Below are 24312 nucleotides of genomic sequence, written 5' to 3' on the forward strand. Positions count from 1 at the left end.
GGCATCCCGCCGCACGGGACCGAGGCATTTGCAACGACCAGCACCAGCACGGGAGTCAACACGTGTCCGCAGTCTCCGACCGGCTTCCCACCTTCCCCTGGGACAAGCTCGAGCCGTACAAGGCCACGGCGTCCGCCCACCCCGGCGGCATCGTCGACCTGTCGGTGGGCACCCCCGTGGACCCGGTGCCGGAGCTGATCCAGAAAGCGCTGACCGCGGCCGCGGACTCGCCGGGCTATCCCACGGTGTGGGGCACGCCGGAGCTGCGCGACGCGATCACCGGCTGGTGCGAACGGCGCCTCGGCGCCCGGGGCGTCACGCACCGCGATGTCCTGCCGATCGTCGGCTCCAAGGAGCTGGTGGCCTGGCTGCCGACCCAGCTCGGCCTCGGCCCGGGCGACGTGGTCGGCTACCCGCGGCTCGCCTACCCGACGTACGAGGTGGGCGCGCGGCTGGCCCGCGCCGAGTACGTCGCGTACGACGACCCGACCGAGCTGGACCCGGCGAACCTCAGGCTCCTCTGGCTCAACTCGCCCTCGAACCCCACCGGCCGCGTCCTGTCCAAGGACGAGCTGGCCCGCACCGTGGCCTGGGCGCGCGAGCACGGCGTGCTCCTCGTCAGCGACGAGTGCTACCTGGAGCTCGGCTGGGAGGCGGAGCCGGTCTCGGTGCTGCACCCGGACGTGTGCGGCGGCTCGTACGAGGGGATCGTGTCGGTCCACTCGCTGTCGAAGCGGTCCAACCTCGCGGGCTACCGCGCGGCGTTCCTCGCCGGTGACGCGGCCGTCCTCGGGGAGCTGCTGCAGATCCGCAAGCACGGCGGCATGATGACCTCCGCGCCGACGCAGGCGGCCGTCGTGGCGGCGCTCGGCGACGACGAGCACGTGCGCGAGCAGCGCGAGCGGTACGCGGCCCGGCGCACCGCCCTGCGCGCGGCCCTCCTGAAGCACGGCTTCCGGATCGAGCACAGCGAGGCGAGCCTGTATCTGTGGGTCACCCGCGACGAGTCCTGCTGGGACACCGTCGGCCATCTCGCACAGCTCGGCATCCTGGTGGCGCCCGGCGACTTCTACGGCCCGGCGGGCGACCGCTTCGTACGGGTGGCGCTGACCGCGACGGACGAGCGGATCGCGGCGGCGGTCGAACGCCTGGCGTGAGCCGCGGACGAGCACGGCGAAGGGCCCGCGGCCACCTGGCCGCGGGCCCTTCGCGCGGGCGCGGGCGGGATCAGCCGAGCGGCAGGCTGCCGACCGGCAGCTGGTCGGTGGGCAGGCCGCCCCCGGTCAGCGCGTCGGTGGGGAGGTTGTCGGTGGGCAGGCCGCCCTCGGTGGCCGTGTCGGCGGTCTTGCCCAGCACCTTGCCCGTGCTGCCCGCGACGTCGCCCGCGGTCTCCTGCGCTGCCGGCGTGGCGGTCTTGCCGGCCCGGCCGACGGCCTTGGTCGCGGCCGGCACGGCCTGCTTCACGGCCGTGCCGCCGGCGTCACCGGCGAGGTCGCCGACGTTCTGAGCCGTTCCGTCGACGGTGTCGCCGAGGTCATCTCCGTCCAGGGCGCTCACTCCGCCCAGGTCGGGGCCGGCCGGCAGGTCGACGGCGCTCGCGGAGCCGGCCGCACCGACCACGGAAGCTGCGCCTGCTGCGGTGAGCAGCGCGGCACGGGCGATCCGGCGGGTCAGGGGGAGGGACATGATGCTCCTTCAGACGGGAGAGAACGTTGGGGTGTCCGGCCGGATCGGCCCCGGCGCTCCGCCGGACGGCTTCCGGCGATCGGACGCAGTGACTACCGCTCGAAGCCCGCGAAGGTTGCGGTGGATCAACGTAAAGAATTGGTAATGCGTCGCATTATCAGCTGCGGATAAAAACGGTCAAAGGGATCGTGGGCCGATTGGCCGCGGAATCCTTAATCCCCATGATTCCCAAGGGTTTTGGGGATTGTTCGCAGGGGTACGGAAAGGCGTGCGCGGTGTCGTCCCACGGTGTTCGGAGGACCCCGATCGGGTGACGCGCCGCACGTATGAGTGAAGCCCCGTACTACTGCCCGGTGACGATGCGGACCGACCCCGCGGCTCTGCCCGGCCCCGCGGTCGCGCCGGCCGCCCTCCGCCACGTCCCCGCACCCCCGGCGCGCCACTCCCTGCCCCCGTACGAGACCCGCTCGATGCGCAGCGCCGAGGAGTGCGCCACGGCCCAGTGCGCCAGCTCCCAGCCCCGCTGCGGGGTCCGGGCGCCGGGCGGGGCGGCGGGCACCGGGACCCGGACCGTGCGCCCCGTGGCGGCGTCGGGGCGCACCTCGCGGCCGAAGTCACGGGCGAGCGCCGCCCGCACCTTCGCGGGGCCGCCGGGATCCGTGCCGGGGCGGCCCTCGCAGCTGAGGGTGGCGGGCGCGCGGCCGGTGAGCGCGGCGGCGAGCAGCACCGCGTCCGGCTCGTGCTTGGCGTAGGCCTGGGGGTAGCCGCTGCGCTGCACGCGCTGCGCGGCGACCGTCAGGGGCAGGCGGGAGTAGCCGGGGATCCTGGCCAGGTGCCCGTAGAACCGGCCCGCCGAGTACGCCGGGTCCATGATGTGCCGCGCGTCGCCCCAGCCCTGCGAGGGGCGCTGCTGGAAGAGGCCGAGCGAATCCCGGTCGCCGTGCGTGATGTTGCGCAGGCCGGATTCCTGGAGGGCCGTGGCCAGGGCGATGGTCACCGCACGCTCGGGCATGCCGCGCGAGGTGCCGGCCGCGGCGACCGTCGCGGCGTTCTCCGCCTGTTCGGCCGTGAAGGTGTACGAGGCGCCGTCGCCCTTGCCGGAGACGACCGTGCACCGCGGGGCCGGCTTGCCGCCGTAGATCCACTGCAGGGCCACATAGCCCGCGACGGCGAGCAGCGCGCAGGCCGCGGCCCCGAGACGGAGGAGACGGCCGCGCCGGACGGGGGTGGGCGGCTCAGGCACGCGTCCACGGTACTTGAGTCCTCCGACCACCCGTTCCGGCGTCCGGCGTTAGGGTCGTCCGCATGGCTCACACACCGCTTGACCTCACGCTCGACGCCGCGGAGCTGACCGCGCGCCTGGTCGACTTCCCGTCCCCGAGCGGCGAGGAGACGGCACTCGCCGACGCCATCGAGACGGCCCTGCGCGGCCTTTCGCACCTCACGGTCGACCGGCACGGCAACAACGTCGTGGCCCGCACGAACCTCGGCCGCAGCGAGCGGGTCATCCTCGCCGGGCACATCGACACCGTGCCGATCGCGGACAACGTGCCCTCCCGGCTCGACGAGGACGGTGTCCTGTGGGGCTGCGGCACCTGTGACATGAAGTCGGGCGTCGCCGTCCAGCTGCGCATCGCGCAGACGGTGACCGAGCCCAACCGCGACCTCACCTTCGTCTTCTACGACAACGAAGAGGTGGCCGCGCACCTCAACGGCCTCGGACACGTCGCCGAGGCCCACCCGGAGTGGCTGGCCGGCGACTTCGCGGTCCTCCTGGAGCCGACCGACGGACAGGTCGAGGGCGGCTGCCAGGGCACCCTGCGGGTCCTGCTGAGGACCAAGGGCGTACGGGCGCACTCCGCGCGCGCGTGGATGGGCTCCAACGCCATCCACGCGGCCACCCCGATCCTCCAGAGGCTCGCCGCGTATGAGCCGCGCAAGCCGGTGGTGGAGGGGCTGCAGTTCCACGAGGGCCTCAACGCCGTCCGCATCGAGGGCGGGGTCGCCACCAACGTCATCCCCGACGAGTGCACCGTCACCGTCAACTTCCGCTACGCCCCGGACCGCACCGAGGAACAGGCCCTCGCCTTCGTGCGCGACTACTTCGCGGACTGCGGCGTGGACGAGTTCATCGTCGACGACCACACGGGGGCGGCCAGGCCCGGCCTCACCCACCCCGCAGCCGCGGCGTTCATGGCGGCCGTCGGCGGCGAGGCCCGCCCCAAGTTCGGCTGGACGGACGTCTCCCGCTTCAGCGCGCTCGGCGTGCCCGCGGTCAACTACGGCCCCGGCGAGCCGCTGCTCGCGCACAAGATCGACGAGCGCGTGCAGGCGTCGCAGATCCCGCTGGCCGAGGAGAGGCTGCGGGCCTGGCTGACCTCGTAGCGGTGGCGGGCTCCCGGTGACGGACATCCCGAGGTCCCTCTGCCGTAACCCGCGTAGACCTACGCTGTCAGTCACGTACGCATGGAGGGAGCAGACGATGAGCCACCCCGATGACGGAGCTGCCCGCGCCGCGAGGAAGAGGCCCGAGGAGCAGCGGCTCGGCCCGGTGCTGCGACGGCGGGACCAGGTGCAGCCCGGCACCACCGATCAGCGTCTCCTCGACTCCGACGGCCCGTCCGAGTGGGTACACACGGACCCCTGGAGAGTCCTGCGCATCCAGTCCGAGTTCATCGAGGGCTTCGGCACCCTCGCCGAACTCCCGCCCGCGATCAGCGTCTTCGGCTCGGCGCGCACGGCGGAGGGCTCGCCGGAGTACGCGGCGGGCGTCGCGATCGGCAAGGCGCTCGTCGAGGCCGGGTTCGCGGTGATCACGGGCGGCGGGCCCGGCGCGATGCAGGCCGCCAACCAGGGCGCCGTCGAGGCGAAGGGCACCTCGGTCGGCCTCGGCATCGAGCTGCCCTTCGAACAGGGCCTCAACCCTTATGTCGACATCGGCGTCAACTTCCGCTACTTCTTCGTCCGCAAGACGATGTTCGTGAAGTACGCGCAGGGGTTCGTGGTCCTGCCCGGCGGCCTCGGCACCCTGGACGAGCTCTTCGAGGCGCTCACGCTCGTCCAGACCCGCAAGGTCACGCGGTTCCCGATCGTCCTGTTCGGCTCGGAGTACTGGGGCGGCCTGGTCGAATGGCTGAAGAACACGGTCATCGCCCAGGGCAAGGCCTCCGAGGCCGACCTGCTCCTCTTCCACGTCACCGACGACGTCGACGAGGCCATCTCCCTGGTGACCAAGGAAGTCGGGAAGTAGGCCTCCGCGCGCGGGAGTTCAGGCGAGTCCCCGGCGGGCGACCGCCGGGGGCCGGTGGCCGGCGATCGTCGACACCATGTCCAGGACCTGCCGCGTCTCCGCGACCTCGTGGACGCGGTAGACCTGCGCGCCCAGCCACGCCGAGACCGCCGTCGTCGCCAGCGTGCCGATGACGCGCTCCTTGACCGGCTTGTCGAGGGTCTCGCCCACGAAGTCCTTGTTGGACAGGGAGACGAGCACCGGCCACCCCGTGTCGACCATCTCGCCGAGCCTGCGGGTGGCCTCCAGGCTGTGCCGGGTGTTCTTGCCGAAGTCGTGCCCCGGGTCGATCAGCACGGCGTCCCGCGCCACCCCCAGCTCCACGGCGCGCTCGGCCAGGCCGACCGTCACCCGCAGGATGTCGGCCATCACGTCCTCGTAGGTGACGCGGTGCGGCCTCGTGCGCGGCTCCGCGCCGCCCGCGTGCGTGCAGACCAGGCCCACCTTGTACCGCGCGGCGACCTCGGCGAGCTTCGGGTCGACGCCGCCCCAGGCGTCGTTGAGCAGATCGGCGCCCGCCTCGCAGACCGCCTCGCCCACGTCGTGCCGCCAGGTGTCGACGCTGATCACCACGTCGGGGAACCGCCTGCGGACCTCGGCGACGAAGCCCACCGTTCGGCGCGCCTCTTCCGCGGCGGTCACCTCCTCGCCCGGCCCCGCCTTGACCCCGCCGATGTCGATGACGGCGGCGCCCTCCGCCACGGCCTGCTCCACGCGGGCGAGCGCCGGCTCGTCGCGGAACGTGGCGCCCTGGTCGTAGAAGGAGTCCGGGGTCCGGTTGACGATCGCCATGATCACCGGCTCGTGCGCGTCGAACTCGCGCCTGCCAAGCCTGAGCATCCCCTGTGGCCCTCCTGGGTCCTTGTCGCGGTTCGGCCGCCTGCGACCTTAACTGTCACAGCCGCATGGCACGATCGGACCCTGACAGTTTGAGCACGGGCAGTCGAGCGTGGGGGCCTGAAGAGATGGTCTTGTTCTTGTTCCTGGTCATCGCCCTCGTCGTGGTGGTCGGCGCGGTCTCCCTCGCCGTGGTCGGCGGCGGCGAGAGCGGGGCGCTCGCCGACGCCGAGCCCGAGCGCTTCACCGACCCGCTGCCACCCGACCGGCCGCTGCGCCGCGCGGACGTGGACGCTGTGCGCTTCCCGATGACGCTGCGCGGCTACCACATGGACGAGGTGGACGACGTGCTCAGCCGGCTCGGCGCCGAGCTGGCCGAGCGGGACGCCCGCATCGCCGAGCTGGAGGCGGCCCTGGCCGGCGCGCAGGCCACGGCGGTCGCGGGCCCGGCCCTCTTCGAGGGGTACGCGCCGCGCAAGGCCGCCGAGGACAGGGCGAGGACCGAGGAGACGAAGGGCGACGACCAGTGAGCACCGGGAGCGGGGCGGTGGCGGGACCGGACGGCCGGCTCCGCTGCCCGTGGGGACTGTCCACGGAGGATTACGTCGCCTACCACGACGAGGAGTGGGGCCGCCCGGTCCACGGCGACGACGCGCTGTACGAGAGGCTCTGCCTGGAGGCCTTCCAGTCCGGCCTGTCGTGGATCACCATCCTGCGCCGCCGCAAGGGCTTCCGCGCCGCCTTCGCCGACTTCAAGATCGCCGCGGTGGCGGAGTTCACCGACGAGGACCGCGCGCGGCTCCTCGCCGACCCCGGCATCATCCGCAACCGCGCCAAGATCGACGCGACCCTGGCCAACGCGCGCGTGCTCGCCGACTGGCCCGAGGGTGAACTGGACGAGCTGATCTGGTCCTTCGCGCCGGACCCCGCCACCCGCGCGGTCCCGCGGAGCCTCGCCGACGTGCCCGCGATCACCGCCGAGTCCACGGCCCTGTCCAAGACCCTCAAGAAGCGCGGCATCCGCTTCGTCGGCCCCACCACGGCGTACGCCCTGATGCAGGCCTGCGGCCTGGTCGACGACCACCTCGCGGACTGCGTGGCCCGCGAGGCGGCGGCGCGGTAGCTCAGCGCCCGAGGTACTTCGGCTTCTCCTTGGCGATGAAGGCCCGCACGGCGATCGTGTGGTCCTCGGAGGCGCCGGCCCTGGTCTGCAGCTCGTCCTCCTTGTCGAGCGCCTCGTCCAGGGAGTGGCTCGCCGCGTGGGCGAGGGACTCCTTGAGGGCCGCGTAGGCCAGGGTGGGCCCTTCGGCCAGGGCGCGGGCCACCTGCTCGGCCTCGGCGGCGAGGTCGGCCGTCGGCACGATCTTGTTGGCGATGCCCAGCTCGTACGCCTCCTGCGCGGAGATGTTCCGCGGGAAGAGCAGCAGGTCCGCGGCGCGGCCCGGGCCGATCAGGCGCGGCAGGGTCCAGGAGACGCCGGAGTCGGCGGTCAGCGCGACACCCGCGAACGAGGTGTTGAACTTGGCGGTGTCCGCGACCACGCGGTAGTCGGCGGCGAGCGCGAAGCCGAGGCCGGCCCCCGCGGCGGCGCCGTTGACCCCGGCCACGACGGGCTTCGCCATGCCCGTGAGGGCCCGCACGATGGGGTTGTAGTGCTCCTTGACCGTGCTCATCGTCTGCCCGGTGCCCGCCTCCCGGTCGGCGGTGAGGGAACCGATGTGCTCCTTGAGGTCCTGGCCCACACAGAAGGCGCGGCCGTTCGCGGTGAGCAGCACCGCCCGTACGGCGTCGTCCGCGGCGGCCGACCGCACGGCCTCCCGCAGCGCGACCTTGGCCTCGGTGTTCATCGCGTTCATCGCCTCGGGACGGTTGATCGTGATCGTCGCGAGTCCGTCGCTCACCTCGTAGAGCACGCTGTCGGCCATGGTGGTCCCCTCCGCTGGTCCAGTAGGTAGGAACTCAGCATGACGGAGATCATCGGGGTCCGGCATGAGCCCGGATATGTGACCTGCGTCTAAGAATTCCGGGCCCTCGGGACGCGGGGGGCGGCGAAGTATCGCAGCCACATCGGCGAAATGAGCGGTTTTGCGGGCGCGCGTTGCGCACTCGATGCCGACCGATGTTGGTCATCGGGTCCTGCCATGCGGGATAATGGCCTGGAAGCAATGTGTTCGATGCCGGTGACACCTGGGTTGTCGGCTGCGATGAGCTGGTTTCAGGAAGGGGAACGAGCATGGCGGCCATGAAGCCGCGGACGGGCGACGGCCCGCTCGAGGTGACCAAGGAGGGGCGGGGCATCGTCATGCGCGTTCCGCTCGAAGGCGGCGGACGACTTGTCGTCGAACTGACTCCGGACGAGGCCGACGCACTCGGCGACGCCCTGAAGAAGGTCGTCGGCTGACGCGGATAGCGCCCAAACTTTTTCCACTGCCCCGGCATCGTACGACGAGCCGGGGCAGTGCTGTCTTCACCCCCGCGAGCCCCTTCCGGGGGTGGAGACCTCAGGGGTGGAGGCCGGGGTTCGCCCGGGTCCGCGCGGCGCTACCGTTTGACGGCGCAGAGCAGCCCGTCCCCCACCGGCAGCAACGCCGGCACGAGATCCGCGCTCTCCCGCACGGCCCGCAGCAGTTCGCGCAGGTGCAGCACCTCGACCGGCTGCGGCCCCGAGTCCACGGTCCTGCCGTCCGCGAAGACGCCCTCGAAGCAGACGAGCCCGCCGGGCCGCAGCAGGCGCAACGATTCAGCGAGATATTCGAGGGACTCCAGGCGGTCGCCGTCGCAGAAGACGAGGTCGTAGCCGCCGTCGGCGAGACGCGGCAGGACGTCGAGGGCCCGCCCCGGGATGAACCGCGCGCGGTTGCCCGCGAAGCCGGCCGCGCGGAAGGCCTGCCGGGCGAAGGCCTGCCGCTCCGGCTCGGGGTCGACCGTGGTCAGCACCCCGTCGGGCCGCATGCCGTGCAGGAGGTGGATGCCCGACACTCCGGTCCCGGTACCGATTTCGGCCACCGCTTTCGCGTCAACCGTGGCGGCGAGCATGCGCAGCGCGGCTCCGGCGCCGGGCGACACCGAGGGCAGGCCTGCCTCCCGGGCCCGGTCCCGGGCCCAGCGCAGTGCCTCGTCCTCGGCGACAAAGGCGTCGGCGAACGCCCAGCTCGTCTGCCGGTTGCCGGTAATGGCCCTCTCCTGTCCCCGTGGTTGCCTGGCCGTGACTGTATCCGTTGGGGGCGGGAACCCGCAGATGGGACCGGGCGTTTATAGGGGGTGGGAGCGCGACGGGGGTAACGGATGGATCAAGACTTGAAGCGGGTGGCTCGCAGGGGCAGGACACCTGCAGCGAAGCCCGTACCAAATTCACGTAAAAACGCTTATCCGGAGCTAACGGGCGAGGTGGTTATGGTAGGGGCTCCACTGGACACCACCAGAGCCGACAGGGGAGGTGCGGCTGCGTCCGCGGATCGGGGAGGAGCGCTGCGGCGCTTTCTCGGATTGGCGGGTGAGCCGAAATCCGTGACCGACACCGCTGACCGCATCCGTGCCAACGACTCCGCTCAGACCGCGACCTTTGCCGCTGACGCGGAATCGCAGGCGTGGACTCCGCCCACCTGGGAGGAGATCGTCAGCACGCACAGCGGCCGCGTGTACCGCCTGGCGTACCGCCTGACCGGTAATCAACACGACGCCGAGGACCTCACGCAAGAGGTCTTCGTCCGTGTCTTCCGCTCCTTGTCCACGTACACCCCCGGCACGTTCGAGGGCTGGCTGCACCGCATCACCACCAACCTCTTCCTGGACATGGTGCGCCGAAAGCAGCGCATCCGCTTCGACGCGCTCGGGGACGACGCCGCGGAGCGGCTGCCGAGCCGCGAGCCGTCGCCGCAGCAGGTGTTCAACGACACGCACTTCGACGCGGACGTCCAGCAGGCGCTCGACACCCTCGCGCCCGAATTCCGCGCCGCCGTGGTCCTCTGCGACATCGAGGGCCTTTCGTACGAAGAAATCGCCGCAACACTCGGCGTCAAGCTCGGTACGGTCCGCAGCCGTATCCACCGGGGCCGCTCTCAGCTGCGCAAGGCCCTCCAGCACCGGTCTCCCGAGGCCCGCGCGGAGCGCCGCTCGCTCGCGGTGACCGGAGCCATGGCGCTGGGAGGAGGGGGCGCGACCGCGTGAGTGGATCACGGTCGAATCCTGCCGAACGGCATCCAGCCGAGGCCGAGCAGCATCTGGGGGACCGGCTCGCCGCCCTTGTGGACGGTGAGTTGGGCCATGACGCGCGCGAGCGCGTCCTCGCGCATCTGGCGACCTGTCCGATGTGCAAGACCGAGGCGGACGCCCAGCGCCGCCTGAAGAACGTCTTCGCGCAGGCGGCCCCGCCGCCGCCGTCGGAGAGTTTCCTCGCCAGGCTCCAGGGCCTTCCGGGAGGCGGTACCGGACCGTCCGGAAGACCCGGCGCGCCGGGCGACGGAGAAGGCTTCGCCACTGGAGCCACTGACTCCGCCGGCCTGCCGCGGACCGGGGTCTTCGGCGTGCCCCCCGACCCCTTCGTGGAGTACGTGCCCGCCGGCGCGCACGCCGCCGTCCTCCCCGGCGAGCCGCGCGGCTTCCGCATCCACGACGTCCCCCGGCACGAGGCCGAGCGCTCGCTCTGGCGCGGCCGCCGCTTCGCCTTCGCCGCCGCGGGCGCGGTCTCCCTGGCCGCCATCGCGCTCGGCGGCGTCACCGTGGGCGCCCCCACCGACACCGGCGACTCCCGTGCCGGCGGTGCGGGCAGCAATGTGACCCCGCAGCGCAGCCAGGGCGCGGGGACCGCCGCCACCCCCGACTCCGTGCGGCGCCGCAGCGGCGGCAATCCGCTCTCGGTCCAGGGCCAGCGCCCCGGCGCCCTCGCGGCCCCGGTCGCGCCGACCGAGGTCACGGGACCGCTGCTGCCCGGTCCGCCCACCCGGCCGCTGCGCCCCCAGGGCTCGTCCGTGTACGAGCTGACGGCACCCATGGTCGCCGGCGCCGCCACGCTCTCCCCGCTGATACGCCCGGTCGCGCCGGCCCGGCACACCGCCGTCCTGCCCGGCCTTGAGCTGCCGCCGACGGACGAGTCCGTGGTGGCGGGAGAAGCGAATCCGGTGCGGGCCACCGCGTCGTCCCCCGCCGGGAGCCCGCTGAAGGGCACCACCCGTATGCGCTGAGACGACGGTGCCCTGCGCTCACGCGGGGGAACCTGGTTGAATCCTCGGTGGGCCGTGCCCGCCGGGGATCGTGCGGGCACGGGGTTGAGCATGCAAACGGCGTCCGCCGCGGGCCAGTTGTGGGGAGAACATGGACGAGGGGAAGCCCACGAAGGCGAACTGGTGGAGCCGGCCCCGACCGAAAGTGCCGGGCGGCACCGACGAGCCGTCCCAGCCATCGGCCCCGGCCCCGGAGCCGCAGTCCGCGCAGGAGGCGGGGCCACGGCCGCAGCCCGCCGAGGCGCCGCCCGGCCTGGTCGCCGAGGGACAGCACACGGCAGAACCCTCGCACTCCGCTGAGGCTCCGCACGCTGCCGAGGCTCAGCACTCCGCCGAGGCCTCGTACTCCGCTGAGGCGCCGCACACTGCGGACGCCTCGCACACCACCGACGCCTCGCACTCCACTGGGGCGCCGCACGCTGCCGACGTTTCGCACACGGCCGAGGCTCAGCACGGCGCCGGAGCTCCGCAGGGCGTGACGCCGGTCGACTCCATGCCGACCGATGCCTCGCACATCGCCGAGGCTCCGTACACTGCCGACGCCTCGCATACCGCCAAGACTCAGCACTCCGTCGAGGCTCCGCACGGCACGACGCCGGTCGACTCCATGCCGGCCGATTCCGCGTACATCGCCGAGGCTCCGCACACTGCCGACGCCTCGCCCACCGCCGAGGTGCAGCTCTCCGCCGAGGCATCGGACTCCGCTGAGGCTCCGCACTCTGCCGACGCTTCGCACATCGCCGAGGCTCCGCACGGCGCGACGCCGATCGACTCCATGTCGGCCGACTCCGCACACACCGCCGAGGCTCCGCACACTGCCGACGTTTCGCTCTCTGGCGAGGCATCGGACTCCGCTGAGGCTCCGCGCTCTGCCGACTCCGCGCACATCGCTGAGGCTCCGCAGGGCGTGACGCCGACAGGCTCCATGTCGGCTGATTCCGCGCACTCCGCCGAGGCTCCGCACGGCGTGACGCCGACAGGATCCAGCTCCATGTCGGCCACCGCCCCCATACCGGCCGCCGACGCCCCGCACGGGACCCCGGCTGACGGCACGCCCGCCCTTGCCCCGCATGGGGTGTCGGTCGACGGAACGTCCGCCACCGCCCCGGTCCCGGCACAGAGCGCGCCGGCGCAGGCCCCCGCGCCCGCCTCCGCGGACCGGCCCCGCCCCCTGCACGACCCGGACCCGTACGGCACCCCGCCCTACGGCGAACCGGGCCCCTGGGCCCCGGCCCCACCGGTGCAGCACCCGGCCGCGACTCCGGCACAGGGCACCCCGCTCCCGCCCGGCGCGCCCGGCGCGCACGGCGGTACGCCGCCCCACGACACCCCCGGCCCCACGCCGGTCCCGCCCAGCCCGGCCCCCCACGGCGGCGCTCACGGCGCCCCAGGCCCCACCCCACCCCCGTACAACGCCGTCCCCCACCCCCAGGCACCCCAAGCGCCCCACGCACCCCAGGCGCCCCAAGCCCCCGCGCAGCCCCGGCGCGCCTACGACCCGTGGAACGTGCCGCTTCAGCAGGTCGGGTCGGTGCCGCCGGAGAGTGCGGCGGCGCGGCGTAGGCGGGCGCGTCGGGTCCTCGTCGTGGGGGGCGTCGCGATCGCTCTGGTGGCCGGTGTCATCGGCGGCGCCATCGGCTCGTACCTGGAGCGCAACGGCACCGACGACATCCGGCTCCCGCAGGCGTCCACCGAGTCCGCGGACCGGCCCAAGGGCAGCGTGGCGGGCATCGCATCGGCCGCTCTGCCCGGCGTCGTCACGCTGCACGTCAGCGGCGACTCCGCGCAGGGCACCGGCACGGGCTTCGTGCTGGACGCCAAGGGCCACATCCTCACCAACAACCACGTCGTCGAGCCCGCGGGCACCGGCGGCGAGGTGTCGGTGACCTTCAGCGGCGGCCAGACCGCCGAGGCCGAGGTCGTCGGCCGCGACTCCGGCTACGACCTCGCGGTCGTCAAGGTCTCCCATGTGCGCGGCCTGAAGCCCCTGCCCCTCGGCAACTCCGAGAACGTCCAGGTCGGCGACCCGGTCGTGGCGATCGGTGCCCCCTTCGACCTGGAGAACACCGTCACCTCCGGGATCATCAGCGCCAAGGAGCGGCCCATCACCGCGGGCGGCGAGAAGGGCGACGGCAGCGACATCTCGTACGTGGACGCCCTGCAGACCGACGCCCCCATCAACCCGGGCAACTCCGGCGGCCCGCTCGTCGACTCCAAGGCGCGCGTCATCGGCATCAACAGCGCCATCCGTTCCGCGGACGACGGTTCCGCGCCGAGCGGTGGCCAGGCTGGCTCCATCGGTCTCGGCTTCGCCATCCCCATCAACCAGGGCAAGCGCGTCGCCGAAGAGCTGATCAACTTCGGCAGGGCCACGCACCCCGTGATCGGCGTCACGCTCGACACCGAATTCAACGGCGATGGCGCCCGCATAGCCGACAAGGGCAGGAACGGCGGCCCCTCGGTCAACACGGACGGGCCCGGCGACAAGGCGGGCCTGAAGCCGGGCGACGTCATCACCGAGGTCGACGGCCACGCGGTGCACTCCAGCGACGAGCTGATCGTCAAGGTCCGCGCGCACCGCCCCAAGGACCGCCTGCGGCTGACGGTCGAACGCGACGGCGGCGACCGCGAGGTGACCCTCGTGCTCGGCTCGGCGGGCGGTGACTGAGGGCGCCGGGGTAAAGGACTGGCCAGGTCTGCCCCGCGTTGTCGTGCAGCGGCTACCGGACGGACACGGGCGCCGGGTACCGTTGTCCCGGTCCGGACCACGCAAAACCTGCCGAGTACCACCTGCCGGACAGGAACGGACGACACAGGCACGGACGGCACACGCACGGACGACACACGCAGGGACGACCTGCCGCGGGCTGAGGACATCGCAAGGAGCTCAAGGTGTTCAATGACATTGGCGCACTCGAGATAGTGGCGCTGGTCGTCCTCGCCGTGCTCATTTTCGGACCGGACAAGCTGCCGAAGGTCATCCAGGACATCTCCCGCACGATCCGCAAGATCCGCGAGTTCTCGGACAGCGCGAAGGCGGACATCCGGGACGAGCTCGGCCCGGAGTTCAAGGACTTCGAGTTCGAGGACCTGAACCCCAAGAAGTTCATCCGCAAGCATCTCGACAACGACGAGCTCGGGCTCAAGGAGATCCGTAACGGCTTCGACCTCAAGAAGGAGATGAACGAGGTCGCGGACGCCGTGCACGGCCGCGAGAGCGACTCCTTCGACGACGGCGCGGGGGCCTCGGCCGCCACGTCCGGCGGAGCCCGGATCGACATGCGGAAGAAGGCCGCGGAGCCCGCGAAGCCCGACGCCGGCGACCCTCCGCCGTTCGACGCGGACGCCACCTGAGCATCGCCTGAACTGCCGTCGCCAACAGGTGTGGCTATCCTGCCTTGTTGTCCGGCGTGAGGACGCCCGAGGGGGGCGGGCCGCTCCGGGCACTCGAGAGCGAGGAGGCGGCCGGGTACATGGAGACGACACGTCGCATGGGCGCGCAGGCGCCGACCGCGGACGGCGGCGCACAAGCGGTGCCCTCCGCCCGACGTACGGTCGACGGCTACCTGCTGGCGCCCTTCCCCTGGTACGGCCTCGACGAGGCCTTCACGGGGCAGCGCTGGCTGATGCAGGTCGGCGCGACGGCGGACGGTGCGGTCGAGCACGGTTCGATCGGACACGGTGACGAGCCGTCCGTCCGCGCCGAGGGGAGCTTCGGCAGCAGCGACAAGGAGCGCTTCGCGGTCGTGGTGACCGTCGCGGCCAACCCGGTGCGGCGCAGCGCGGACGGCACGGGCGTCCTGGAGGCCACGTCGGTCTCGTCGGCGGCCTGGCTCGCCGGCGTCGGACTGCTCTCCTTCACCTGGCCCGGCCAGATGGACCACACCCTGCGCGACGACTGGCTCGACCAGCAGACGGAGACGGCCTGGGTGCTCGCCGACGACCTGGACGGCTCCGACTGGTCGTCGCTGTCGCTGCCGGTGGACGGCGAGCCGACGCCGTTCCACTACCGCGAGTCCGAATACGGCTGGGTCCTCGCCGGCTCCACGAAGGAGGGCGTGCACCTGGGCGCGTACGGGCGGGGGATGAGCGCGTACGGGTTGGGCTTCTCGGTGATCAAGGACATCGGCGCGTACGCCTAGGCGGCAGGCCGGACGGGTGAAGGGGGCGCCGTCGGTGTGACGGCGCCCCCTTCTCCGTAGGACGTGTTCGTGGGGCGTCTGCGGGTCCGTTGTGGCCGGTCGCGCAGTTCCCCGCGCCCCTGAAGGGGCGCGGCCCCTAGAACTTGTTGCGGGGCGTGATGCCCAGGGAGAGGCCCGACAGGCCGCGCTGGCGGCCGCCCAGCTTGCCCGCGATCGTGCGCAGCGCCGAGCCCGCCGGGGACTCCGGGTCGGTCAGGACGACCGGCTTGCCCTCGTCGCCGCCCTCGCGCAGGCGGACGTCGATCGGGATGGAGCCGAGGACCGGCACCGTGGCGCCCGTGGTCTTCGTCAGGCCCTCGGCGACCTTCTGGCCGCCGCCGGTGCCGAACACGTCGACCATCTCGCCGCAGTGCGGGCAGGGCAGCCCGGACATGTTCTCCACCACGCCCACGATCTTCTGGTGGGTCTGGACGGCGATGGAGCCGGCCCGCTCGGCGACCTCGGCTGCGGCCTGCTGCGGGGTGGTGACCACCAGGATCTCGGCGTTGGGCACCAGCTGGGCCACCGAGATCGCGATGTCGCCGGTGCCCGGCGGCAGGTCGAGGAGGAGGACGTCCAGGTCGCCCCAGAAGACGTCCGCGAGGAACTGCTGGAGCGCGCGGTGCAGCATCGGGCCGCGCCAGACGACCGGGGCGTTGCCCGGGGTGAACATGCCGATGGAGATGACCTTCACGCCGTGCGCCGACGGCGGCATGATCATGTTCTCGACCTGGGTGGGCCTGCCGTCGGCGCCCAGCATGCGCGGCACCGAGTGGCCGTAGATGTCGGCGTCGACGACGCCGACCTTCAAGCCGTCCGCCGCCATCGCCGCCGCGAGGTTCACCGTGACCGAGGACTTGCCGACGCCGCCCTTGCCGGACGCGACCGCGTAGACACGGGTCAGCGAGCCGGGCTTGGCGAAGGGCACCTCGCGCTCGGCGGTGCCGCCGCGCAGTGCGGCGGCCAGTTCCTTGCGCTGGTCGTCGCTCATCACGTCCAGGGTCACGTCGACGCGCGTGACGCCCTCGACGGCGGCGACCGCGTCGGTCACGTTCTTGGTGATGGTCTCGCGCATCGGGCAGCCGGAGACCGTCAGGTACACGGTGACCGCTACCGCCCCATCAGCGGCGATATCCACCGATTTGACCATCCCCAGCTCGGTGATGGGTCGCTGGATCTCGGGGTCGTTCACCGTCGCCAGTGCTTCACGCACCGCGTCTTCCGTAGCCATGGGACCGATAGTACGGCGCGGTAACCCCGCCCGGGAAAGGGCTGTCAGCGGTCGCCTACGTCACGTCCGCGGGTGCTCTCCGAGGGGAATACGACGCGGTTCTCGGCGCGCTGCTCGATCCGCTGTTCCTCCAGCTCCTTGACCAGGTCCTGCAGCTCGGAGCGGATCCAGTCGCGGGTGGCCACTTCGCCGAGGCCCATGCGCAGCGAGGCGATCTCACGGGTGAGGTATTCGGTGTCCGCGATGGAGCGCTCGTTCTGCTTGCGGTCCTGCTCCAGGTTGACGCGGTCTCGGTCGTCCTGGCGGTTCTGGGCGAGGAGGATCAGCGGGGCCGCGTAGGACGCCTGCAGCGACAGCATCAGGGTGAGGAAGATGAACGGGTACTGGTCGAAGCGGAGGTGGTCGGGGGCCGCGATGTTCCACACCACCCACAAGATGATGACGACCGTCATCCAGACGATGAACCTGCCGGTGCCGAGGAAGCGCGCGATGCGCTCCGAGAGCCGCCCGAAGGCTTCCGGGTCGTATTCGGGCAGGAGCCTGGGGCGCGGGGTCCTCGGCTGATCCAGCCGGAATCGCGGGCTCCGCGGCTCGGCGCGGTTCTCGCGCTCACGGTCAGCCGCCATGGCCCGCTCCCTCCTCCTCCAGATGGAACTCCGTCTCGCGCCAGTCGTCCGGCAGCATGTGGTCGAGCACGTCGTCCACGGTGACCGCCCCGAGCAGCGAGCCGCCCTCGTCGACGACGGGCGCCGCCACCATGTCGTACGTCGCGAAGAACCCGGCGACGGCGGGCAGTGTTGCGTCCGGCGCGAGCGGCTGCAGGTCATCGTCGAGGATCGAGCCGACCAGCGTGTACGGCGGGTCGCGCAGCAGCCGCTGGAAGTGGACGGTGCCCAGGTACTTGCCGGTCGGCGTCTCGTCCGGCGGACGGCAGACGTACACCTGCGCGGCGAGCGCGGGGGAGAGGTCCTGCTGACGCACCCGCGCGAGCGCGTCGGCGACCGTCGCGTCGGGCCGCAGCACGATCGGCTCGGTCGTCATCAGACCGCCGGCCGTGCGCTCCTCGTACGCCATCAGGCGCCGCACGTCGGCAGCGTCGTCCGGCTGCATCAGGGTGAGCAGCCGCTCCTTGTCGTCCTCCGGCAGCTCGGCGAGGAGGTCGGCCGCGTCGTCGGGGTCCATGGCCTCCAGGACGTCGGCGGCGCGCTCCTCCTGCAGCTTGCCGAGGATCTCGATCTGGTCGTCCTCGGGCAGCTCCTCCAGGACGTCGGCGAGCCGGTCGTCGTCGAGGGCGGCCGCCACCTCGGTGCGCCGCTTGGGCGTGAGGTGGTGCAGGACGTTGGCGAGGTCGGCGGGGCGCAGCTGTTCGAAGGTGGCGAGGAGGCTCTCGGCGCCCTGGCCGTGCTCCTCCAGGGAGAAGCCGTCGACGGCCGACCAGTCGACGGTGAGGGTCTCGCCCTTGCGCCGGAAGGTGCCGCCCTTCCCCTTCCGTACGAAGACCTTGTCGATCTCCCAGTCGCGGCGGGCCGGGAGCTGCTGCACCGACACGTCGAGGACGGTGACCTCCTCGCCCGACTCGACGAGGTGCACCCGCCGGTCCAGCATCTCGCCGAGGACGAGCCGCTCGGTGGGCCGCTGCTCGAAGCGGCGCACGTTCAGGACGCCGGTGGTGATGACCTGGCCCGACTCGATGCCGGTGACGCGGGTCATCGGCAGGAAGATGCGGCGCCGGGTGGAGAGCTCGACGACGAGGCCGAGCAGCCGGGGCGGCCGCCTGCCGACCCTGACCATCGCCACCAGGTCCCGCACCCGGCCCACCTGGTCGCCGTTCGGATCGAAGACGGCGGTGCCGGAGAGATGCGAGACGAAGACCCTGGGGGCGCCTGCCGCCATGCGTGCGCCTCCTTCCGGCCGGGTGGGTTCATGCCGTTTGGTCCGTCAATACGGGCTTCAGGCTAGCCCGTCCCCGTCCGGTGTGCCCCGGCGGAGGGTCCGGACGGACTGCCTCCGATCGATCCCCCCGTCCCGGGTACGCTGCCGTACTGCCGTAGCCGTAGAGGTCGTCCACGAGAGGCAGCGCCACCTGTGACCCTACTTCCCCTGGCCAGCCGCGCCCGCAGGGCGGCGTTCGTGAGTGCGATGTGCGCGGGTCTGGTCGCGGCGTCGACGAGTCTGACGGGCTGCGGCGGCGGGGAGGACCCCGACGCGGGCACCAACGGGATCGGGAAGCTCTCCGCGTCGAAGATCCAGGACAAGGCGGGCAGGGCGGCGGAGGGCGCGTCGTCGGTGCGGCTCTCCGGCACGGTGGTGAGCAAGAACCACACGTACACCCTCGACATGCGGCTCAAGGGCGACGGCGGCACCGGTTCGGTCACCTCCAAGGGGCAGACCTTCCAGCTGCTGCGGGTCGGCGAGCAGCTCTACCTGAAGGCCGGCTCGGAGTTCTGGTCCCATGAGGGCGGGAGCGACGGCGCGTCCGGGAGCGCGGACGAGACCGCCGCGGCGAAGCTGGACGACAAGTACGTGAAGGTCCCCCAGGGGGACCCCGCCTACCAGCAGCTGAGCGGCTTCACCGACAAGGACGAGCTGCTCGCCGGCATGCTCACGCTCCACGGGGAGCTGGCCAAGGGCGACCGCGGCAGGACGGGCGCACTGCGCAGCATCAAGATCACCGGCGACGAGGGCGCGGGCGGCACCCTCTCCGTCTCCCTGGAGGGCAGGCCCTACCCGCTGCGCCTGGAGCGCGGCGGCCACGCGGGCACGCTCAGGCTCTCCGACTGGAACAAGGACTTCCCGCTGCAGGAGCCGGGCAAGGACGAGATGGTCGACTACGGCAAGCAGCTCCCGACGTCCTGACGAGGCCCGCGTGAGGCGAGCCCCGAAGGGGCGAGCCTCAGCGGCGCTTGCGCTTGAAGAGCAACCGAGGAAGCCCATCGGGCAGTGGCTCACGCGTGGTCGCCCCCGTGGGCAGCGGCGCGGCCGCGAGGGACCCCGAGGGCTGCTCGGTGACGGCGTCCACCGGTGCGAGCCGGACGACCCGGCACTGCTCGGCCCACCGCTCGGTGACCCGCTCGGCGTCCGGCGCGTTCAGCCGCTTGCCCTTCAGCTCGCCGACGGCCGCCTCCCACTCGGGGGAGCCGGGGGCCAGCTCGCTCACCGCCGCCGTCCAGGCGACGACGCGCCCGCCCTTGTCCTTGCTGCGCACGGTGACCTCGGCCGAGCCCCCGTCGACGAGTCCCGGCAGCGGCTGCTCGCCCGGGCCGTCCCCGACGAGGTGCGCGGCGCCCTCGTGCCAGACGTGCCAGAGCGCCCGGGCGGGCGCGTCCACGCCCTGCACCCAGATGAGGCCGGACTTCTTGGTGGCCTCCTCGACGAGGGCGCGGCCGAGCAGCGGGTCAGCAGTCATGGCGGCAGCCTATCGAGTGGTGCCCGGGGCCGGCCGGGGCCGTGTCACAGCCAGCCGTTGCGCTTCAGGGTCCGGTGGATCGCGAGGCAGACGCCGCCGATGAGGGCGAGCACCATCGGGTAGCCGTACCGCCAGTGGAGTTCGGGCATGTGGTCGAAGTTCATGCCGTAGACCCCGCAGACGGCCGTCGGCACGGCGATGATCGCCGCCCACGAGGTGATCTTGCGCATGTCCTCGTTCTGCGCGACGGCGGCCTGCGCGAGGTTGGCCTGGAGGATCGAGTTGAGCAGTTCGTCGAAGCCGATGACCTGCTCCTGGACGCGCGTGAGGTGGTCGGCGACGTCACGGAAGTACTTCTGGATGTCGGGGTCGACGAGCCGCATGGGCCGCTCGCTGAGCAGCAGCATGGGCCGCAGCAGCGGCGAGACGGCCCGCTTGAACTCCAGGACCTCGCGCTTGAGCTGGTAGATCCGCCCGGCGTCGACGCCGCGCGAGGTGCCCTTGCCCTTGCTCGGCGCGGAGAAGACCTCGCTCTCCACGTCGTCGATGTCGTCCTGCATGGCGTCGGCGACCGCGATGTACCCGTCGACGACGTGGTCGGCGATGGTGTGCAGGACGGCCGACGGGCCCTTGGCGAGCAGCTCGGGGTCCTCCTGGAGGCGGCGGCGCAGGGCGCGCAGCGAGCCGTGGCCGCCGTGCCGGACGGTGATGAAGAAGTCCCGGCCGGTGAAGCACATCACCTCGCCGGTCTCCACGACCTCGCTGGTGGCGGTGAGTTCGGTGTGCTCGACGTAGTGGATGGTCTTGAAGACGGTGAAGAGCGTGTCGTCGTACCGCTCCAGCTTGGGGCGCTGGTGCGCGTGGACGGCGTCCTCGACGGCGAGCGGGTGGAGCCCGAACTCGGCGGCGATACCGGCGAATTCGGCCTCGGTCGGCTCGTGCAGGCCGATCCAGGCGAAGCCGCCCTGACGGCGCACCTCGAGCATCGCCTCGTGCGGGGTGAGGGTGTCGGCGCACCCCAGGCGGCGTCCGTCGCGGTAGACGGCGCAGTCGACGACGGCCGACGCGGCGTCGCGGGTGGCGTCGTAGGTGTCGTACGAGGCCGGGGAGGAGGGGTAGGACGTGCCGTCCTTGCGCAGCGAGGGACGGACGGCGGCACGGAGGTCGCGGATCATCGACATGGGCAGGCTCCTTCGAAGGAGGCCGCCTGCGACGGTTGGAACTGCCCGGAATGAGGACGTCCTACTGCGGGGTGTTTGGCACGTCCACAAAGCGGGGAGCACCGCACTGTCGCGGTGGCAGCTTCGCTACTGACACAGATCAGGGAACTCAGACAGATCAGGTGGGAACGAAGTGCTCTTCCGTCACACACGGCACGAAGAGTGCTCGTGGTGCGTGTGTGTGCGTGCGCAGCTACCGGGCTGCGTGATTCACCGGGCGGAAGAGCGGGTGGTACTGCACGGTCGACTTCGGTCCATTGCAGCCCCACCTCCTCCGGCCGGTCCCCCGTAAGGGAAGTCCCATGCGCCCTTCACGCCAGTGGCGCAAAGTCAGTGTCTGTCCGCAGGGCTTGAAAGCGACGCTTCTGCGTGCTGCCCTGAGCCAGCGGCCAACACTATCAGCCGACTGAAGTGTCAAGCCCCCGCTTTGCCCGTACCTGACGAGTTCTATGCTCACGTCATGGCTGATGTTCTTGCGCTGGTCGAGGCCCGTCTCCGTACCGGCCTCGGTGAACCGGACGCGCGCGCCGCGGTGACCTTCCTCGGCACCGACCGTTTCGAGGTGCTGCGGTTCACGGACGGCGACGTGGTGCGCTACGCCACGCTCGGCATGTCCGTCCAGCCGATGGCCGACCCCACGGCCTCGCTCGCCGACCCGGTGAAGGGCCCGCGCGCCGAGCTGGTGCTCTCGGTACGGGGAGGGCTCGCCGACACCGACAAGGTGCTGCGGCCGCTGGCCGTCCTCGCCGCCTCGCCCCAGGTCGAGGGCGTGATCGTGGCGCCCGGCGCCTCGCTGGACGTGGGCGAACCGCTGTGGCCCGGCGCGCCGTTCACCTCGGTGCTCGTGGCGGAGTCCGGCGGCCTGGTGGAGGACCTCGACCTCGACGAACCCATGGAGCCCGTACGGTTCCTGCCGCTGCTGCCCATGACGCCGAACGAGGCGGCGTGGAAGCGGGTGCACGGCGCGGCGGCCCTCCAGGAGCGCTGGCTGAACAGCGGTACGGACCTGCGCGACCCGCTGCGCACGTCCGTACCCCTGGACTGAGGCCGAAGCCCCGTACCGGCGAAGTGCCCTGACGAGGGATCAGCCGGCGAAGACGCCGACGCCGTCCTCGGTGGCGTGCCGGGGCTCCAGCTCCGCGGCCTCGTGCGTGAGCGCGTTCCGGCGCACCCACACCACGCCCGCGCCGAGCACCGCCGTGACGGCGGCGACCACGAACGGGATGTGGATGTCGCTCCACTCCTCGATCTTCGGGGCGAAGAACGGCGCGGCGGCCGCCGCGAACCAGCGCACGAAGTTGTAGCCGGCGCTGGCCACCGGGCGCGGCGCGTCGGAGACCCCGAGGGCGAGCTCGGTGTAGACGGTGTTGTTCACGCCGATGAAGGCGCCGGAGAGGATCGTGCAGACGACTGCCGTGGTGTGGTCGCCGTAGCCGAGCACGAGGACGTCGACGGCGAGCAGGATCAGCGAGCCGCCGAGCACCTTGAGCGAGCCGAGGCGTTCCTGCAGCCGGGGCGCGACGAGCACCGAGAACACCGCGAGCAGCACGCCCCAGGCGAAGAAGACGGCGCCGGACCGGTAGGGGCTCATGTCGAGCACGAACGGCGTGAAGGCCAGCACGGTGAAGAACGTGTAGTTGTAGAAGAACGCCGAGGCGGCCGCCGAGGCGAGCCCGCCGTGGCCCAGTGCCCTGACCGGGTCGAGCAGTGACGTCTTCCGCGCGGGCTTCGGCTGTTCCTTGAGGAACGCCGTGATGCAGAGGAAGCCGATCGCCATCAGGACCGCGGTGCCGAAGAACGGGTAGCGCCAGCTGGCGTCGCCGAGCAGCGCGCCGACCAGGGGCCCGCACGCCATGCCGAGGCCGAGCGCCGACTCGTACAGCAGGATCGCGGCCGCGCTGCCGCCGGCCGCGGCGCCGACGATGACGGCGAGCGCGGTGGAGACGAAGAGCGCGTTGCCGAGTCCCCAGCCCGCCCGGAAGCCGACCAGCTCGCCGACCGAGCCCGAGGTGCCGGAGAGGCCCGCGAAGACCACCACGAGCGCGAGGCCGAGCAGCAGGGTCTTCTTGCCGCCGATGCGGCTGGAGACGAAGCCGGTGACCAGCATGGCGACCGCGGTGATCAGGAAGTACGAGGTGAAGAGGAGGGAGACCTGGCTGGCGCTCGCGTCCAGGCCCTTGGCGATGGACGGCAGGATCGGGTCGACGAGCCCGATGCCCATGAACGCCACGACGGACGCGCCGGCCGTGGCCCAGACGGCCTTGGGCTGGCGCAGGAGGCCGCCCGCCCCGGCGTCGAACGGGTCCCCTTCGGCGGGACCCCCTGTGCTGCTGTGCATACAGCCGCTCCTTCACTGCTCCGGAGTGTGTTCCGTGCGCCCCCGACCGAGGTCGTTGACGTATGCACATATTAAGTTAGCGAGGCTAAATGATGCAAGCTACATCTAATTACGCCTGGTGACAGGGCCACCGGACGGGTGATCGTCCTTGACGGAGCGGCGACCGGGGAGGACCGTTGGGCGCTATGAGGGGCGAACCCAGTTGCCCGAAGTGTGGTGGCCGGGTCAGGGCTCCCGGTCTCTTTGCCGACTCCTGGCAGTGTGACGTGCACGGCACCGTGCATCCGCTGCAGCCCGTGATCCCGCCCAGCGTCGAGGCGCTCCAGGTCGTGGTGCACCGCGCCCAGGTGCCGGTGTGGATGCCGTGGCCGCTGCCGGTCGGGTGGCTCTTCACGGGCGTGGCCTGCGCGGGCGACGACCGCAGCGGCGGCCGCGCGACGGCGGTGGCCTGCTCGGGTCCCGCGCCGCTCGGCGGGGTCGGCGAGCTCGTGCTCGTCGCCGAGGAGCTGGGCGTCGGCCTCGGCGCCCGGTACGCGGGCATCGACGGCCCCGACCCCGGCCCGCACATGAGCGTGGAGAAACCGCCGCAGGCCAAGGTGCTCGCCGCCGGACGGCCGACACCGATGTGGCACGTCTCCGGGACACCGGACGACCGGGCCGTCTTCGCGGGAGAGGCGCGCGGCCTGTGGCTGTGGGCCATCGCCTGGCCGGAGCAGTCGGGCCTGCTCATGTACGACGAGCTGGTCCTCACCGACCTGCGGGACGCGGGCGCCGAGGTCGACCTGCTGCCCTGCGGGGCGCTCTCGCCGCGGCTGCTCATGTCGTGAGGGACGCCTCGTGCGGGGCGGGCCTCGGAGCATCTCGTTCCCGTTATCCTTGAGCGTCCCCTCGTCAGCCCGTCGGAG

25 protein-coding genes are annotated in these 24312 nt (G+C 72.0%); 14 read left to right on the forward strand and 11 right to left on the reverse strand.

Features of this window, described 5'->3' with window-relative positions:
* Positions 1-62: 62 nt before the first annotated feature.
* Positions 63-1157 (forward strand): bifunctional succinyldiaminopimelate transaminase/glutamate-prephenate aminotransferase, encoded by a 1095-nt coding sequence (locus ACZ7DY_RS08285; protein WP_471131604.1) that lies wholly within the window; start codon positions 63-65, stop codon positions 1155-1157.
* A 70-nt stretch (positions 1158-1227) separates the two neighbouring features.
* Here the strand turns inward: ACZ7DY_RS08285 and ACZ7DY_RS08290 are convergent, their stop codons facing one another.
* Together ACZ7DY_RS08290 and ACZ7DY_RS08295 are read right to left on the reverse strand one after the other, a co-directional pair.
* Entirely contained in the window at positions 1228-1686 is a 459-nt protein-coding gene (locus ACZ7DY_RS08290; RefSeq protein WP_471131607.1) for an ATP-binding protein, read from the reverse strand.
* 343 nt (positions 1687-2029) lie between these two features.
* On the reverse strand, positions 2030-2929 hold the full coding sequence (locus tag ACZ7DY_RS08295) for a heavy metal transporter (RefSeq protein WP_471131609.1): 900 nt from the start codon (positions 2927-2929) through the stop codon (positions 2030-2032).
* A 62-nt stretch (positions 2930-2991) separates the two neighbouring features.
* Between ACZ7DY_RS08295 and dapE the strand changes: the two genes are divergently transcribed.
* Both dapE and ACZ7DY_RS08305 read left to right on the forward strand, forming a co-directional pair.
* Positions 2992-4071 carry a succinyl-diaminopimelate desuccinylase gene (gene dapE, locus ACZ7DY_RS08300; RefSeq protein WP_471131612.1) on the forward strand — a complete coding sequence of 360 codons (1080 nt, stop codon included), beginning with the start codon at positions 2992-2994 and terminating at the stop codon, positions 4069-4071.
* A gap of 97 nt (positions 4072-4168) precedes the next feature.
* Positions 4169-4936, forward strand: coding sequence for an LOG family protein (locus ACZ7DY_RS08305; protein ID WP_471131615.1), 768 nt, complete (start codon positions 4169-4171; stop codon positions 4934-4936).
* 18 nt (positions 4937-4954) lie between these two features.
* On the opposite strand, the gene folP is transcribed toward ACZ7DY_RS08305, so the two are convergent.
* Positions 4955-5815, reverse strand: a complete 861-nt coding sequence (gene folP / locus ACZ7DY_RS08310) for a dihydropteroate synthase (protein ID WP_471131616.1) — start codon at positions 5813-5815, stop codon at positions 4955-4957.
* A 125-nt stretch (positions 5816-5940) separates the two neighbouring features.
* Here folP and ACZ7DY_RS08315 point away from each other — a divergent pair, with 125 nt between their 5' ends.
* Entirely contained in the window at positions 5941-6342 is a 402-nt protein-coding gene (locus ACZ7DY_RS08315; protein WP_471131619.1) for a DivIVA domain-containing protein, read from the forward strand.
* Positions 6339-6935, forward strand: a complete 597-nt coding sequence (locus tag ACZ7DY_RS08320; RefSeq protein WP_471131622.1) for a DNA-3-methyladenine glycosylase I — start codon at positions 6339-6341, stop codon at positions 6933-6935. The genes ACZ7DY_RS08315 and ACZ7DY_RS08320 overlap by 4 nt, the downstream gene beginning before the upstream one ends.
* Before the next feature lies 1 nt (position 6936).
* On the opposite strand, the gene chcB is transcribed toward ACZ7DY_RS08320, so the two are convergent.
* Positions 6937-7737, reverse strand: coding sequence for a 2-cyclohexenylcarbonyl CoA isomerase (chcB, locus tag ACZ7DY_RS08325; RefSeq protein ID WP_471131624.1), 801 nt, complete (start codon positions 7735-7737; stop codon positions 6937-6939).
* A 308-nt stretch (positions 7738-8045) separates the two neighbouring features.
* On the opposite strand from chcB, the gene ACZ7DY_RS08330 reads away from it, so the two are divergent.
* Complete coding sequence (locus ACZ7DY_RS08330; RefSeq protein ID WP_003966491.1) at positions 8046-8213, forward strand: DUF3117 domain-containing protein; 168 nt, start codon at positions 8046-8048, stop codon at positions 8211-8213.
* A 140-nt stretch (positions 8214-8353) separates the two neighbouring features.
* Here ACZ7DY_RS08330 and ACZ7DY_RS08335 read toward each other — a convergent pair whose 3' ends face one another.
* Positions 8354-9052 carry an O-methyltransferase gene (locus ACZ7DY_RS08335; RefSeq protein WP_471132410.1) on the reverse strand — a complete coding sequence of 233 codons (699 nt, stop codon included), beginning with the start codon at positions 9050-9052 and terminating at the stop codon, positions 8354-8356.
* A 153-nt stretch (positions 9053-9205) separates the two neighbouring features.
* Between ACZ7DY_RS08335 and sigE the strand changes: the two genes are divergently transcribed.
* The 5 genes from sigE to ACZ7DY_RS08360 all read left to right on the forward strand — a co-directional run bounded on the left by sigE (position 9206) and on the right by ACZ7DY_RS08360 (position 15173).
* Positions 9206-9979: an RNA polymerase sigma factor SigE gene (sigE, locus tag ACZ7DY_RS08340; protein ID WP_467670964.1), complete on the forward strand. Its 774-nt coding sequence runs from the start codon at positions 9206-9208 to the stop codon at positions 9977-9979.
* Positions 9980-10056: 77 nt separating this feature from the next.
* Positions 10057-10992: an anti-sigma factor family protein gene (locus tag ACZ7DY_RS08345; RefSeq protein ID WP_471132413.1), complete on the forward strand. Its 936-nt coding sequence runs from the start codon at positions 10057-10059 to the stop codon at positions 10990-10992.
* A 1030-nt stretch (positions 10993-12022) separates the two neighbouring features.
* Complete coding sequence (locus ACZ7DY_RS08350) at positions 12023-13699, forward strand: S1C family serine protease (RefSeq protein ID WP_471132416.1); 1677 nt, start codon at positions 12023-12025, stop codon at positions 13697-13699.
* Positions 13700-13923: 224 nt separating this feature from the next.
* Positions 13924-14385 (forward strand): sec-independent translocase, encoded by a 462-nt coding sequence (locus tag ACZ7DY_RS08355; RefSeq protein WP_471131627.1) that lies wholly within the window; start codon positions 13924-13926, stop codon positions 14383-14385.
* Positions 14386-14504: 119 nt separating this feature from the next.
* The gene (locus ACZ7DY_RS08360; RefSeq protein ID WP_471131630.1) at positions 14505-15173 is read left to right on the forward strand and encodes a hypothetical protein; all 669 of its coding nucleotides are present in this window, start codon (positions 14505-14507) and stop codon (positions 15171-15173) included.
* Positions 15174-15309: 136 nt separating this feature from the next.
* Here the strand turns inward: ACZ7DY_RS08360 and ACZ7DY_RS08365 are convergent, their stop codons facing one another.
* Genes ACZ7DY_RS08365 through ACZ7DY_RS08375 form a run of 3 tightly spaced genes read right to left on the reverse strand, consistent with a single transcriptional unit; the run spans position 15310 to position 18336 of the window.
* A complete protein-coding gene (locus ACZ7DY_RS08365; RefSeq protein ID WP_471131633.1) occupies positions 15310-16443 on the reverse strand; it encodes an Mrp/NBP35 family ATP-binding protein in 1134 nt (377 codons plus the stop codon).
* Positions 16444-16487: 44 nt separating this feature from the next.
* Entirely contained in the window at positions 16488-17069 is a 582-nt protein-coding gene (locus ACZ7DY_RS08370) for a DUF1003 domain-containing protein (protein WP_471131636.1), read from the reverse strand.
* Positions 17059-18336 (reverse strand): magnesium transporter MgtE N-terminal domain-containing protein, encoded by a 1278-nt coding sequence (locus ACZ7DY_RS08375; protein ID WP_471131638.1) that lies wholly within the window; start codon positions 18334-18336, stop codon positions 17059-17061. Before ACZ7DY_RS08375 ends, ACZ7DY_RS08370 begins: the two co-directional genes overlap by 11 nt.
* A gap of 246 nt (positions 18337-18582) precedes the next feature.
* Here ACZ7DY_RS08375 and ACZ7DY_RS08380 point away from each other — a divergent pair, with 246 nt between their 5' ends.
* Positions 18583-19299, forward strand: coding sequence for a hypothetical protein (locus ACZ7DY_RS08380; protein WP_471132418.1), 717 nt, complete (start codon positions 18583-18585; stop codon positions 19297-19299).
* A gap of 37 nt (positions 19300-19336) precedes the next feature.
* Here ACZ7DY_RS08380 and ACZ7DY_RS08385 read toward each other — a convergent pair whose 3' ends face one another.
* Positions 19337-19849, reverse strand: a complete 513-nt coding sequence (locus ACZ7DY_RS08385; RefSeq protein WP_471131640.1) for a hypothetical protein — start codon at positions 19847-19849, stop codon at positions 19337-19339.
* 44 nt (positions 19850-19893) lie between these two features.
* Positions 19894-21030, reverse strand: coding sequence for a magnesium and cobalt transport protein CorA (locus ACZ7DY_RS08390; protein WP_471131643.1), 1137 nt, complete (start codon positions 21028-21030; stop codon positions 19894-19896).
* A 499-nt stretch (positions 21031-21529) separates the two neighbouring features.
* On the opposite strand from ACZ7DY_RS08390, the gene ACZ7DY_RS08395 reads away from it, so the two are divergent.
* Positions 21530-22114, forward strand: coding sequence for a suppressor of fused domain protein (locus ACZ7DY_RS08395; protein ID WP_471131645.1), 585 nt, complete (start codon positions 21530-21532; stop codon positions 22112-22114).
* Positions 22115-22153: 39 nt separating this feature from the next.
* Here ACZ7DY_RS08395 and ACZ7DY_RS08400 read toward each other — a convergent pair whose 3' ends face one another.
* Positions 22154-23407, reverse strand: coding sequence for an MFS transporter (locus ACZ7DY_RS08400; RefSeq protein WP_471131648.1), 1254 nt, complete (start codon positions 23405-23407; stop codon positions 22154-22156).
* A 185-nt stretch (positions 23408-23592) separates the two neighbouring features.
* Between ACZ7DY_RS08400 and ACZ7DY_RS08405 the strand changes: the two genes are divergently transcribed.
* Positions 23593-24234, forward strand: a complete 642-nt coding sequence (locus ACZ7DY_RS08405) for a DUF6758 family protein (protein ID WP_471131651.1) — start codon at positions 23593-23595, stop codon at positions 24232-24234.
* Positions 24235-24312: the final 78 nt, after the last annotated feature.

This window comes from Streptomyces sp. NPDC037013, from assembly GCF_055607265.1.